The sequence below is a fragment of the Actinopolymorpha cephalotaxi genome (assembly GCF_013408535.1).
GTDB lineage: Bacteria > Actinomycetota > Actinomycetes > Propionibacteriales > Actinopolymorphaceae > Actinopolymorpha > Actinopolymorpha cephalotaxi.
The window spans coordinates 3,351,765-3,365,019 of the sequence record NZ_JACBZA010000001.1; the positions used below are offsets into that span (position 1 = coordinate 3,351,765).

Below are 13,255 nucleotides of genomic sequence, written 5' to 3' on the forward strand. Positions count from 1 at the left end.
ATGCACCCTGAGGGGCTACGACTCAGTGCAGCGAATCGGCGTAGGAGTGCGGCGGCAGCAGGTCGAGGCCGTCGGGGTTGTTCAGGTGACCGGGGCCGCTTCCGGGCGCTCCCTTGTGTCCGTACTGCCACACGATCCGGTTCTTCTTCGGGTCGACGACGATGACACGGTCGTTCGCGTCGTCGTTGAGGATGATGTCGCCGTTCGGCAGTGGGAGTGCGAGCGACGGCTTGGACAGCCCGCGCGCGCCTCCATGCCGGAAGCGCCATAGCACCTTGCCCGACTTGTCGAACAGCAGCACCTGGCCCGGGTCGGAGTAGTCGACAGTGAGGTAGGCGTTCGGCCCGTAGCGGTTGGTGTCGGAAGGGTAGGTCACGCCGGGCGGGTGGGTCGACCAGAAGACGTGCCCATGCTGGTCGATCTCGTCCACCCAGTCACCGTTGATCTCGGTGATGAGGAAGTGGCCGTTGCCCAGCGGGAACATCCCGTTCGGACTGCCGTACTGCCGGGGCGGGTTGTGCACACAGGTCCCCGGCAGCCCTGCATGCCAGAGCACTCCGCTGCTGCGCGGGAACATCTCGAGGACCCGGCAGTTCATGATGTCGGCCACGACGACGTTCCCCGAGCGCAGCATCATCGCGTCGTCAGGGTGGTGCAGGCGTGACGTTCCGCCGCCCGGTTTGTTCAGTCTGCCGTGGCGCCACACGATCCTGTGCCGCGCCACGTCGACGACGGTGACAACCTGGGAGTCCTCCTCGGTGACGATGATCTGACGGCCGTCCGGACTGAAGAACGCGTCGTCGGGCACCGGGAACTTCTGGCCTGGTGCAAGGTCGCCTTTCCGCGGGAACTGCCAGCGCACTCTGCCCTGCGGGTCGACCACGAGAACGCGGTTGTTGTCCCGGTCCGCGATCAGGACCGGCCCGGGAAGCACGCTCGGGTCCGACCCGGGCGCGAGGTGGCCGGCACCGGCGCGCGACACCCGAAGCAGCGGGAGGGCCGGCGTGGACGAGCCCTTCGCCCGGGTTGGCGAGGGCGAGGGCGTTGCCGGCACTCCCCTGGCCGCCCGCGCTGCCTCGCCGACGTTCCTGGACGGGGTGGCCCGTCGCCCTGGCGGTGAGTGCGTGGTGGCGGACTCGGCGCGCGAACACGCTCCCAGCGCCACAAGGAGGGCGACCGTACATCCGACTGCTGCCACGCGGCGCGGGACCGCGCCTCCAGCCGCACCACGGCGCGATGACCCCATCATGGCCGCATCGTTCACCAGTTTCCTGGGTGGCTGCGCGCGGGGTCGACGTCGCCACTTTCGGGGCCCGTCGGCGCCTCGATCGTCCGGCTTGGCGACGACACGTGTGAGATGTCGGATTCCGCTGTGGGTGGTCACCGCGCCGCGACCCCCGGCCGGGGTGCGCGGGGCGTATGGCCATACCGTTGGCGCGTGCGTAAGGCGACGAGCCTGGTGCTGACCGCGGCCGTTCTGGTGGCCGGCGCCGGGTGCACTTCATCGACGAGGGCGGCCAACGTCCGCCCCTCGCCGACGTCAACCAGGGCGACGCCGACCCGATCGCCGAGCAACCTCCCGCACCCGCCGGCGCCATCCTCGCCCGCGCGACTGGTTGCCCGCCGGGTTCGTTGGCGGTTGCCTCATGCCGTTTCCCGCCCGGTGGGGATGACACTGGGAAACCGCTGCCTGGTGCTGGGTGGGCTGGCCCCAGGTGATGTATCCACCGCGGCCGTGACCTCCCTCGACCCGCCCACCAGGGCCGTCCGGCCGGCTGGACAGCTGGCGGCGGCGGTGCACGACGCCGCGGGTGCCGTGATCCACGGGAAGGCGTTCCTGTTCGGCGGAGGAGCCGGCTCCAGCGTGTCGACCGTCCAGGTCTGGAGTGGCGGCTCGACCCACATCGCCGGACACCTGCCCAGCCCCCGTTCGGATGCGGCAGCGGCAACGTCCGGCGGTAGGGCGTACGTGCTCGGCGGTTACGACGGCCGGCAGCTGACAGCGAGCGTGCTGGCCACCGGAGACGGCGCCAGGTTCGACACCGCGGGTCGGCTCGCCCAGCCCGTCCGCTACCCCGCGGTCACCGCATTGCGAGGGCAACTGTGGGTGGCGGGAGGACTGCTCGGCGCCACCGAGAGCAACGCCGGGGCGCAGACCAGCGACGTGCAACGCTTCGACCCGGCCACCGGACACTCCAGAGTGGTGGGTCACCTTCCGGTCCGTTTGGCGCACGCCGCCGCGTTCGTCGAAGGTGGGCAGGTCTACGTGGCCGGCGGCAAGGTGAACGGGACTCCGCAAGCGTCGATCTACCGGATCGACCCGAGCAACGGCAAGGTCACCGTGGCCGGGAAGCTGCCCGGACCGCGCGCCGACGCCGGGGTGTGCACCGCCGATGGCACCACATGGCTGCTCGGTGGAGAACTGGGCGGCGCGAGCGCCTTGCTGGACACCGTGGTAGCGGTGTCAACCCGGCATTGACGGGCCGAACCGAACCTCGGGAACGAACGGATTGTCGGCGCCGTAACACTCGCCGGGTCGCTACGACTCGCGCTGACGCTCCACGGCGATTCGAGCGGTCTTGCTCCTGACATCGCCGGCCGGCTGGCCGCGTGTAGCGTCACCTCGACGCACCCTCACTTCGCCGTGCCGGCCCGGCCCGGTAGCGCGCATCGCACAGGAAGGACCGCGACATGACGAACGCCGACGACCTGCGTGGCCAACTGACCGCGGACCTGCAAAGGCTGTGCACCGAGCACGAGGTGCCCGGTGCCTCGGTGGCGGTTCTCGTCGACGGCGAGGTCGTGGAGGCGACGTTCGGGGTGGTCAATGTCCGCACGGGCGTCCCGGTCACCCCCGACACGTTGTTCATGATCCAGTCGATCACCAAGATCCTCACCGCGACCCTGGCCATGCAACTCGTCGACGCGGGACTCGTCGAGCTCGACGATCCGATCCACCATCACCTGCCCCAGTTCCACACCGCTGATCGTGAGGTCAGCAGCCGGGTGACGGTCCGCCACCTGCTCACCCACACCGGCGGCTTCGCGGGCGATCTCTGGGCGGCGACGACGTCGGGACCGGATGCCCTGCAGCGCTTCGTCGAGGACCTCGTCTCCGACGCCCCTCAGTACAGCGAGCCGGGGGAACAGTTCTCCTACTGCAACGCCGGTTTCGGCGTGCTCGGCCGGCTTGTCGAGGTGAAACGCGGAGTGACCTACGAAGAGGCCGTCCGCCGCTACCTCGCGGAGCCGCTCGCCGTCGACGAACTGGCCTTCTCCGCGGACCAGGCGCTGGCATTTCGTACCGCGATCGGCCATGTGCACCCGAAGCCGGACTCGGCCCTCCGCCCGCTCCGGCACTGGGCGGTGATGCCGCCGTCCAACCCGGCCGCGGGAAACCAGCTGGCGATGTCGGCCCGCGGCCTGCTAGCCGTCGCACGGATGCACCTCAACGACGGACGCTCCCCCGATGGTTCAGCGGTCCTGTCCGAGGCGTCGACCCGGCTGATGCGCGAGCGGCAGGTCGACCATCCCGCCGCGCTCGGCGCACCCAGCAGCCATGGTCTTGGCTGGTGGCTCCAGCGCGACCGGCTCGCCGAACACGGCGGCGGCGCCACCGGAGTCGCCGCGATGCTGCGGACCGCACCCCAGCATGGCCTCGCCGCGGTGGTGCTCACCAACGCCGAGTCCGGCGGCGCCATCGTCGACGACCTGCTCGAGCCCGTCTTCGCCGAGCGCGCGGACCTGCCCCAGGCTCCCGGGCTCTCGACGCCCGACGCCGGCACCCGCGTCGCCGACCCGCACCCGTACCTCGGCCACTTCGACTCCCGGCAGAACCGGCTCGAGGTCACCCAGCTGGACGACGGCCGGTTCTGGCTCACCACCGTCCCGCAGGGCGAATCCCTGGAGTTCGCCGCACTGGCCGGCACCACCGCGACCAGCCAGGCGTACGAGCTTCGACCCGTGAACGCCGACACTTTCGCTAACTCCTTCGTCGTGATCGGCGACACGGGGCGGGCGACGTATCCGGTCGAGTTTCTCGGCCGGGACGACCACGACTGTGCCCGCTTCCTGTTCTTCGGCGGCCGAGCCGTCCCGCGTTCTGACTGATCAACGCCGGCCACCAGGACATGGCCGGCGTGGGCGCTCAACCCGCCGTGGCGTTACGGCGACTTCCCCGTCAAGCCACGGCTCAGCCTGTCGGAACCGGAAGTACCGCCGGATCCGCAGTCCCCTTCTTGGTGGTGATCCGGCCGCCGAGGGAAATGATCAGGAGACCGGCGAGAGTGAGCGCTGCGCTGGCGACGAAGATGCCGCGTTGACCGAGGGCGGTGATCGAGCCGAACGCGATGATGGGTCCGGAGACGATGGAGCCGATGCGTCGGGTGTTCATGTAGAGGCCGGTGGACAGGCCGGGTCTGGGAATCATCCGCTGGAACAGAGTTAGGCCGACCCCGCCTATCCCGGCGAAGGACCACGCGTTGAGCGGTTGGAGAGCGATCAACGCGACTGGGCCGGCTGCGAAGGCGAGGCCGAGGTAGTAGGCAATGCCGGCGAGGCAACTGGTAGCGATCAGCCCGAGGCTGGAGAAGCGTTCGGTGAGCCGCCCGATGCCGATCAGGGCCGGCACTTCGAGCGCCGCCGCGACGCCCAGGGCGATGCCGGCCCACATGCCGTCGAGTCGCATGGTTTCGGTGACGTAGACGGTGAGGATGGTCATGCCGGTGGCGTTGGTGGCCTGCAGCAGCACGAAGGCGGCAGTGATGAGCACGACCCCCGCGCGGCCGACGGGCGGTTCGTCCCGCGCCGGCGGAGCCGCCGCCGGGTGGGCGCCGGACGTCTGGGCGACGCGCCCCTGACTGATCATGATCAACGTGGTGACGATGTTCAGCACGGCGACGGCGGCGATGGCCAGGAGGACGGCGCGGTTGCCGAACCAGCCGATGATGAAGGTGGCCAGTGGAGGTCCGGCGATCCAGGCGACGGAGACGATGGCGCGGGTGTTGACGACGTCGGCGGGGCGGGCTCCGGAGTGGCGGAGGTGAGCGTAAAGCATCGAGCTGCCCACGCCGGCGGGTCCGCCGATCACGATCAGGGCGATGGTGGCCAGCTGGAGCGAGGTGACCGTCGCGAGCACGGCGGCGAGAAGCACCGTCAACACGCCGCAGGCCAGCATGGGGCCGAGGTAGTCGTGCTTCCTGTCGGCGTACGCGGGGAGCAGCAGGGAGGCGATGAAGCCGCCGGCGTTGTAGATGGCGAGCACCCAGCCGACCTCGGCGGTGGTAGCACCGTAGAGGGTGACCAGGATCAGCGCCAGGGCGGGGCTGAGGAATGCGATCTGCAGTCCCCACAACAGCGCCGAGGACGGCACAAGCAGACGTCTCACAGAGATCCTTCGGGTTTGCTCAGGCGTCGCACGTCAGCCGGGTTGGACGGTCGGCAGGAGCAGGCAGATGTTGGGCGGCTGTTCGCGAGACAGCGATGCGGTCGATTTCGGTACGCCGGTCCCGTTGAGAATGCCGTCACTCCTCGGGGATGGGCCGGCCGAAGCTCTCCAGGGTGATGTCGTCCGGCTCGGGTCCGCCGCGGCGGCCGGTCTCGAGCGCGTCGATCGCGGCCAGCTGGTCCTCGGTGAGGTTGAAATCGAAGACGTCGAGGTTCTCCGCGATGCGGGCCGGCTTGGTCGACTTCGGGATGACGGAACGGCCTTGCTGGATACCCCAGCGCAGCATCACCTGCGCCGGCGACTTGCCGTGGGCGGCAGCGATCTCGCCGATGACCGGGTCGCTGAGGGTGCTGGTGTGCTCTCCGTCGCGGTAGAAGGTGATGCCACCGATCGGTGACCAGGCCTGGGTGAGGATGCCGTGCTCGGCGCCGAGGTCCTGAACCTGCCGCTGCTGGAAGTAGGGATGAACCTCGATCTGGTTGACCGCCGGCACCACCGACGCGACCTCGAGGAGTCGGGTGAGATGGCCGACCATGAAGTTGGAGACACCGATGGCTCGGACCTTGCCGTCAGCGAGCAGCGTCTCCAACGCCCGATAGGCTTCCAGGGTCGCGTCGAACTTCGTCGGCAACGCCTGGTGCAGGATCAGTAGGTCGATCTCGTCGACGCCGAGCTTGCGAGCCGACTTCTCGAAGCCGTGCAGGGTCTGGTCGTAACCGTAGTCGCTGATCCAGATCTTGGTCTCCACGAACACCTCCGACCGGTTCAGGTCGGAGGCGGCGATGGCCTCGCCGACCTGCCGCTCGTTCCCGTACGCGGCGGCGGTGTCGATGTGCCGGTAGCCCGCCTCCAGTGCCGCCGTGACGGCAGCCCGGGTCTCCTCCGGCGGGGTCTGGAACACCCCGAGACCGATGGCGGGAAGGGTGACGCCGTTGTTCAGCGTCAGGGTCGAAATGCCAGGCATGGTGATCTCTTTCTTCGTGCGGGTGGTAGAGCCTGTCCAGGAGGCGGGCCACTGATGAACGGCCACCCACCTCTCCCCGTCAGTCGGTCACATCGACTGTGCCGGACGCTTGGGTAGCCGCCCAGGTGGCAAGAAGCTGCAACTGTTCCTCGGCCGGGGAGCCGGGGTCGGCGGTGTAGGCGATGAGGACCAGGCCGTCGCCGGGCAGCTCGAGTGCGTTGCCGGTCAACTCGATGTCCCCGATGACCCGGTTGTGGAGGCGCTTGCGGGTGGTGCGGTGCAGGCGGACGTTCTGCCGCGCCCATCGGGTGACGAACTCGTCGCTGCGGGTCGACAGCTCACCGATCAAGTCACTCAGGGCGCGGTCGCGGACGTCGCGTCCGGCCTGCATCCGCAGTGCCCCGACCGTATCGTCGGCGACGAGGTCCCAGTCCGTGAAAAAGCCGCGCGAGTGCGGGTCGAGGAACAGGTAGCGAGCCACGTTCAGCGGCAGTTTGTCCTCGTCGAGGGCGCCGCCGTAGAGGGCGCGGCACAGATCGTTGGCGGCGAGGATGTCCATCCGCGGCGTCCGTACGTAGGCCGGGATGCCACTCATGCCGTGCAGGATCGACATCACCGCATCTCGAGGGCCAGACGTCGGCTTGGCCCGCCGGGTACGGCGGGGGCGAGGCGGAACGGTGTTGCGGGCCAGGTCGAGCAGGTGCTGGTGCTCGGCGTCATCGAGGCGGAGTGCCCGGGCGACCGCGTCCAGTACGTCCTCCGAGGCGCCGGCCAGATGGCCGCGTTCCAGGCGGGAGTAGTAGTCGACGCTCACGCCAGCCAACAGGGCGACCTCTTCACGTCGCAGGCCCTTCACCCGGCGATACCCGCCAGAAACGGGCAAGCCGACCTGTTCCTGGGTAAGCCGGGCACGGCGGCTCGCCAGGAAGTCCCGTACGTCATGTTGCAGTTCCACACCCACGACCGTAGAACCCGAGCCGCCAGGTGAACCAGGACCTGCCAGTACACGGAACAGCAGGTCCTCCCGCACGCACCGAGGCGTCGACGAGGCCGGCCGGGATGTCTTCACGTACATAACAGGCAGCACCTCAGTCCACCCGGGCCGGCGGGCCGCCGGCGCTGCCAAGCTTGGTGGGCGGATGCTCCGTGATCTCCACGACCTCACCGCAGGTCACCCCCTCGCCGCCGGAGACGAATGTGTCACTCATGGCGACGCGGGAGACAACAAGACCGTCTTCCGGGACGGATGCCCAATCGTTTTCATCGACTGGGACTTCGCCCGGCCAGGGAAACGAATCGACGATGTCGGCTACATGGCCTGGAGTTGGTCCGTCTACCCCGTCGATCAGATCCCGATCTCCGATCAGGCCGAGCAGGTCCGTGACGTGCGCGACGGCTACGGCTACCCCTGGACCGACGAACTCGTACAGGCAATGCTTCATCAGCAGACTGTTCTGATCGACGAGGAGTCAGCGCTCCTCGTCAACCCCGCATTGCCGGCCGCCCGAAGAGCTCAAGCGCAGCAAGCGATCCGGTGGGCAGCCGGACGTGAACGTGAGTTCTGGTACGCCGCCGAGGAACGCGGCCAGCCTGTCCGTCTCCGCCCCGATCGACTCGCGGGTCCTGCGAGGCAGCCGACGGAACGTCTCGACGTCGACGAGCAGCCGGCGCCCCTTCCGCTCGTGTCTCCACACGCCTTCGATCCGACCGTCGACGAGGAGTACGGGAGACACCCAGCCCTGCAGCCGGTAGATGCGGGTTCGGTGGCGCGGGTCGAGCGCCGGTGTGCCCGGCCCGGGCCTGGATCGGGGTCCCACCCGTCGGGACGCGCACACCGTCCACTGGTCGAAACCAGGAAGAAGGCGTACGACCTCCGACGGCTCGGTCGCTGCCAGCTTGGCCACCTGGTCGGCGAGCATCCAGTACGGCTCGCCTTCGACATCGACCTCGGTGACCTGATCCTCGACCAGCGCCAGCATCCTGGTCGCCTCACGCCGGGTCGCACCCCACCAGCCCGCAAGGTCAACAGGCGTGGCAGGTCCGTACGCCCCGAGGAACCTTCGTACGATCTCGGCCATCGCCGCATCCTCGGCCGGGCGTACTGGAGCCGCGCCGATCCAGGTGTCCGGATGGGTGAACCGGACCCGCTGCCCTGCGCTTGGAGCGAAGCACAACCTGCCCAGGAACGAAGCCGGCTTCAGCGCACCTCCCCAGCCACCCTGCAACGACTCCCCCGCGGCGACCGACCCGCTGAGCCGGCTCACCTCCGCGGCCAACTCCAGCCGTGTCAGCAACCTCCCACGAAGCGCATGACCCACCAGCTCGGCCAGCTCGTGCATGAGCGGGTCATGCATCGAGTACATCGGCCAGCCGTCGCGGTAGGTGCCGAGCGCCGCGAGCCACACGCCGAGATCGCGTGCGGGCAGCACATGCAGCGTGCCGCGCATCGCCCACAGCTTCACCAACGTGCGCTGACCCCACAAGGCCTCTCGGACATCCTCGAGCGCCAGCCCGTCGACCCTTGCCCCCAACGAGAGTTCGACACTCGACATCACCTGGGCGTGCAGCCCACCCATCCTCGCCACGACGTCGACAAGCCCTGCTGGGGTCGCACGCTCGAGGAGGTGCTGGCGCCGCATCCTCCACGCCAGCACCTGCTCCCACCTCACCGCCGTAGACAAGGGAACGCCACCCTGCTGCTCCTGAACCTGGGGACGAAGGCCGGAGCGGGATGCAGCGGCCGAGGTCATCGACTACTCACCACCGCGCCCTGGGCCCGCCGCGCCGCGACCGAGGTGAGCCAGATCGATGCCATCACCGGACCGTACAAGCCGGCACCGACACCACAGCAGGTTCGACATGCGTGCGCCGGACGAGGACACCGGTCTCCGCAGTGCTCACCCCAGGAGGCTCTGTCGCCAGCTGGGATGTGCGGGGTGCCAGCCCAGTTCGCGCTTGGCCTTGGCGTTGGATGCGCCGCGGAGCTCTGTCATGAGGACGACGCCGGCTGGTCCGGCGGCCAGCCGGCCGACGAACCGCGGTACGCGCATCGGCTGCTTGGCACCAAGCATCTCCGCCAGCGCGGGCAGCCATTCGGCGACCGGGGCGGGGTCGTCATCGACGATGTTGTAGACACCGCGACCGCCGTTCTCCACGGCTGCGACCGTGGCCTCGGCGGCGTCGGCGATGTGGATGAACGACCACACCCCGCCGCCGTCGCCGACGACCGGGAACTTGCGTGTGCGGACCAGCTCGACCTGCTGGGAGCCCGGCGCCATTGAGGTGCCGGGTCCGTAGAACCCGCCGTAGCGCAGCACGATCCCTTCGGTCCAGGTGGCGCCCAGCACCGCCTTCTCCAGGTGCTTGATCGCGGCGATCATCGGGGCCATCGCGGGGATCGGTGAGTTCTCCAGCGGGTCCTGTTCGGTCTTGACCGGTCCGCCGGTCCGCGCGTAGGTGAACGCGCCGTTGCTCTGGGCGATGAACCGTCGTACTCCCGTGGCGCGTGCGGCCGCGAGCAGGTTGTCGGTGCCCTCGATCCGCAGCCGGTCGGTGGCGGCGAAGCTGCGTTCGAAATGGCGGGTGTCGACGTGCCCGATGGCGGTCAGCTGGTGAACGATCACCTCCGGTGCCGCCTCGCGCACGGCCGTCTCGACCTGCGCGCGATCGAGCGCATCGGCCATGACCGGTACCGCACCCAGCTGTGACGCCCTGGCCTTGCTGGACTCGCTGCGGATCATGGCGAACACCTCGTGCCCCGCGGCGACCAGGCGCGGCACCAGTTCCTTCCCCAGCGCTCCGGTCGCTCCTGCCACCAGCACTCTCATCGTCGGCTCCTTGCTGTCCGGTTCGGATGTGCCACCTGAACCGGATGGCCCACCGATTCCTGACAGGAGCCGAAGGTGATGCCCGTCACATCACGAGCAGGGGCTCCCCGTGGCCGGCCGCCGCCCATTGCTCGGTCGCGCGTTCGAGCTTGTCGGGGTTGGCCTGGGTACGGCAGGCAGCGATCCCCTCGGCGGTGACCTCCAGGCACATGATCGCGACGACCCGGCCTTCCACGACGGCCACGACGGCGGGTTCGCCGTTGGCAATCCAGGCATGTATCTCGTACGAGCCGCCGACCATGGCGCGCTTGGCCTCGGTGGGCTTGAACATGGCCCACACGAACTTCGCGACCGCGACGGCTCCCTCGAACGCCTTGGTGCGCGCGGGAATCTTCCCTCCGCCGTCGCCGATGGAGATGGCGTCCTTGGTGAGCAGGCGTACGAGCTCATCGGTCCGGCCACTGGTGGCGGCCGCGAGGAACTCCTCGACGATCCGCTGGGCGGCGGCCCGGTCGATCTCTTTGCGGGCTTTGCCGTGCGCGACGTGCTTCTTGGCACGGTGGAAGATCTGCTGACTGGCGGCCTCGGTGATGTCGAGGATCTCGGCGATCTCCCGATGCGGGTAGTCGAAGGCCTCCCGCAACACGTACACCGCCCGTTCGTTGGGAGACAGGCGCTCCATGAGGGTGAGGACGGCGTACGACACCGATTCGCGCTGCTCGGCGGTGTCGGCCGGTCCGAGCAGCGGGTCGCCGGCCAGCACCGGCTCGGGGAGCCATCGGCCCACGTAGGTCTCGCGGCGTGCCCGCGCGGAGGTGAGCTGGTTGAGGCACAGGTTGGTGAGCACCTTCGTCAGCCAGGCCTCGGGGACCTCGATGCGGTCGACGTCGGTGGCGTGCCATCGCAGGAACGTCTCCTGCACGACGTCCTGTGCCTCGTGCGCGGAGCCGAGGAGGCGGTAGGCGATGGCCTCCAGACGCGGCCTCGATCGCTCGAACCGGTCGACGTCGCTCGGTGTCAACGGCACCGCCTGATCGTACCCAGGATCCGGCACTGGCGAGGTGCAGCGCCCGCGCAGGCGAAGCATTGTTCCCTTGTCACGGATTCGGCACGGTTGTGAGCGCCCCCCTTCCAGGGTGAGTCCGTACGGCTGCATGATCGGTGCCCGGGAGGCACACAAGTTCAGCGCCTGGTCTCGTACCTGGTCAGGAGTACGCCGCCGGGAAACGTCCGGGTCTCCACCAGGTTCAGGTTCACCCAGTTGTCCAGGGCCGTGAAGAACGGCGCCCCACCGCCCACCAGGACCGGGTGGGTGACGATCGCGTACTCGTCGATCAGCCCGGCCCGCATCGCCGCCGCGGCGAGGGTGGCGCCGCCGATGTCCATCGGACCGCCGTCCTCGGACTTGAGCCGGGTGATCTCGGCGACAGCGTCGCCGGTGACCAGGCGGGCGTTCCAGTCGACCGGGATGGTCTTGGAGGAGAACACCGCCTTCGGCATGTCCCGCCAGCGGCCGGCGAACTCGACATGCGCCGGTGTGGCGCCCGGCTGCTGGTCGGCGGTCGGCCAGTGGGAGCTCATCGTCTCCCACAGTCTGCGCCCGTAGAGCGCAAGGCCCGTCGCCGCCACCCGATCTGACCACCACTGGAACTGCTCGTCGCTCGGCACGCCCCAGCCGAGGTCGTCTCCGGGCGCGGCGACGTAGCCGTCCAGGCTCACGCTCATGCCGAAGGTCAGGGTTCGCGTCATCTCATCACTTCCTCGTAACGGCGGCCTCCTCCGGCCAACCTGTCACCTCTGCTACGAACGCCCGTCCCAGGATCCGACAGGCTGCCGGGAGAAAGTTCTCATGGGGCCTCCGTCGGGCGTACGGAAAGGGAACCACAACCCGGCACCTCTACTGGGCAGCAGCGCCGTGACCGGCGATCGGCGGAGCGTTCTAGGCAGGGATCCACAAGAAGACGAACGCGACCCCCAGCGCGGCGGAGAGGACGGCCAGTCTGCGGATCGTCGGTCTGTGGCTGAGGACCACATACGCCAGCCACAGCAGCGGGGAGAGAGTGAGCTGTGCCGGGAGGACCCGGCGTGGCAGTACCTCTCCACGCGTGGTCAGGTACACGGTGAGCAGCACGGCCGCCGTCCAGCACAGGATCCCGAGAATCCGTACGACGGCCGGGCCAAATCTCACTGCGGTGGTCCGAACTCCGGCTGCGCGGTCGGCGTCGACGTCGATGACCACGGTCGGCAGGTACAGAGCGGCAGCGGTCAGGAAGCCTGTGATCGCAAGCGAAACCGGGTACTCCCAGACCGGCCGCGTCAGGCACCATCCGCCCATCGGACCGAGCACGCCCACCGCGAGCGCGTTGCATCCCACGTCCCAGACCGGGCGGCCCTTCAGCCGAACCGGCGGTGCGCTGTAGATCCAGCCGAGGGCCAGAACCCCGGCCAGACCGAGGGTGAAGATCAAACCACCACCCCACGCCGCGAGCAGACATGCCGCGCCCCCGGCGGAGGCCGCGCACCCGAGGAGTTGTCGCCTTCCGAGCCGGCCTCGTACGTGTGGTGAGTGCCGGCGCCGTTCGTTGAGGCGATCCGTCTCGACGTCGAAGGCGTCGTTCACAGCCAGTACTGACGCCCACAGCAACGGGCCGGCAGCGATCAGCGCCGCCACATATCGTCCGGGCTGCGGGCCGGCCGCGGGTTCACCCGGGGCCTGGTGAGCGATGAACAATCCCATGACCACCGGCACCATCGACACCGGCCAGAACCATGGACGGGTCAGCTCGAACAGCGTCCGGAGAGTGCCCAACCGCGCGGTGTCGACTGTGAGTTCACTGACGGGCCGTGGGCGGGCATGAACGACCTGGCGAGATGCGTGCATGCGTCGACTCTTCAACGTGTCGCGCCCGCTTGGGTCCCCGAGGAGAGGGAGTGCGTCATCCGTAGGAGGGACTCCAGACTCCGCTGGTGCCTTCCTTCTCGTCATCGTCCTGGCGTCCCAGCGGGCTGTCGGTGGTG

12 protein-coding genes are annotated in these 13,255 nt (G+C 69.0%); 2 read left to right on the forward strand and 10 right to left on the reverse strand.

The window, feature by feature from the left end:
- Positions 1-22: 22 nt before the first annotated feature.
- The gene (locus FHR37_RS14725; RefSeq protein WP_092887766.1) at positions 23-982 is read right to left on the reverse strand and encodes an outer membrane protein assembly factor BamB family protein; all 960 of its coding nucleotides are present in this window, start codon (positions 980-982) and stop codon (positions 23-25) included.
- Positions 983-1,735: 753 nt separating this feature from the next.
- On the opposite strand from FHR37_RS14725, the gene FHR37_RS14730 reads away from it, so the two are divergent.
- Together FHR37_RS14730 and FHR37_RS14735 are read left to right on the forward strand one after the other, a co-directional pair.
- Positions 1,736-2,479 carry a Kelch repeat-containing protein gene (locus tag FHR37_RS14730; protein WP_175542750.1) on the forward strand — a complete coding sequence of 248 codons (744 nt, stop codon included), beginning with the start codon at positions 1,736-1,738 and terminating at the stop codon, positions 2,477-2,479.
- Between the two features lie 212 nt (positions 2,480-2,691).
- Positions 2,692-4,110 carry a serine hydrolase domain-containing protein gene (locus FHR37_RS14735; protein WP_092887772.1) on the forward strand — a complete coding sequence of 473 codons (1,419 nt, stop codon included), beginning with the start codon at positions 2,692-2,694 and terminating at the stop codon, positions 4,108-4,110.
- Between the two features lie 82 nt (positions 4,111-4,192).
- Here FHR37_RS14735 and FHR37_RS14740 read toward each other — a convergent pair whose 3' ends face one another.
- The 9 genes from FHR37_RS14740 to FHR37_RS14780 form a co-directional block, all read right to left on the reverse strand.
- Complete coding sequence (locus tag FHR37_RS14740) at positions 4,193-5,371, reverse strand: MFS transporter (protein WP_237769039.1); 1,179 nt, start codon at positions 5,369-5,371, stop codon at positions 4,193-4,195.
- A gap of 151 nt (positions 5,372-5,522) precedes the next feature.
- Complete coding sequence (locus FHR37_RS14745) at positions 5,523-6,410, reverse strand: aldo/keto reductase (RefSeq protein ID WP_092887778.1); 888 nt, start codon at positions 6,408-6,410, stop codon at positions 5,523-5,525.
- Positions 6,411-6,489: 79 nt separating this feature from the next.
- Entirely contained in the window at positions 6,490-7,440 is a 951-nt protein-coding gene (locus FHR37_RS14750; RefSeq protein WP_330831741.1) for a helix-turn-helix domain-containing protein, read from the reverse strand.
- A gap of 58 nt (positions 7,441-7,498) precedes the next feature.
- Positions 7,499-7,852, reverse strand: a complete 354-nt coding sequence (locus FHR37_RS14755; protein WP_175542751.1) for a hypothetical protein — start codon at positions 7,850-7,852, stop codon at positions 7,499-7,501.
- Positions 7,853-7,879: 27 nt separating this feature from the next.
- A complete protein-coding gene (locus FHR37_RS14760; RefSeq protein WP_175542752.1) occupies positions 7,880-9,064 on the reverse strand; it encodes a winged helix DNA-binding domain-containing protein in 1,185 nt (394 codons plus the stop codon).
- A 243-nt stretch (positions 9,065-9,307) separates the two neighbouring features.
- A complete protein-coding gene (locus FHR37_RS14765; protein ID WP_092887787.1) occupies positions 9,308-10,237 on the reverse strand; it encodes an NAD-dependent epimerase/dehydratase family protein in 930 nt (309 codons plus the stop codon).
- Positions 10,238-10,322: 85 nt separating this feature from the next.
- Complete coding sequence (sigJ, locus tag FHR37_RS14770) at positions 10,323-11,264, reverse strand: RNA polymerase sigma factor SigJ (RefSeq protein ID WP_092887790.1); 942 nt, start codon at positions 11,262-11,264, stop codon at positions 10,323-10,325.
- 155 nt (positions 11,265-11,419) lie between these two features.
- Positions 11,420-11,986, reverse strand: a complete 567-nt coding sequence (locus tag FHR37_RS14775; RefSeq protein WP_092887793.1) for a dihydrofolate reductase family protein — start codon at positions 11,984-11,986, stop codon at positions 11,420-11,422.
- 190 nt (positions 11,987-12,176) lie between these two features.
- Positions 12,177-13,118: a UbiA prenyltransferase family protein gene (locus FHR37_RS14780; protein ID WP_175542753.1), complete on the reverse strand. Its 942-nt coding sequence runs from the start codon at positions 13,116-13,118 to the stop codon at positions 12,177-12,179.
- Positions 13,119-13,255 lie beyond the last annotated feature (137 nt).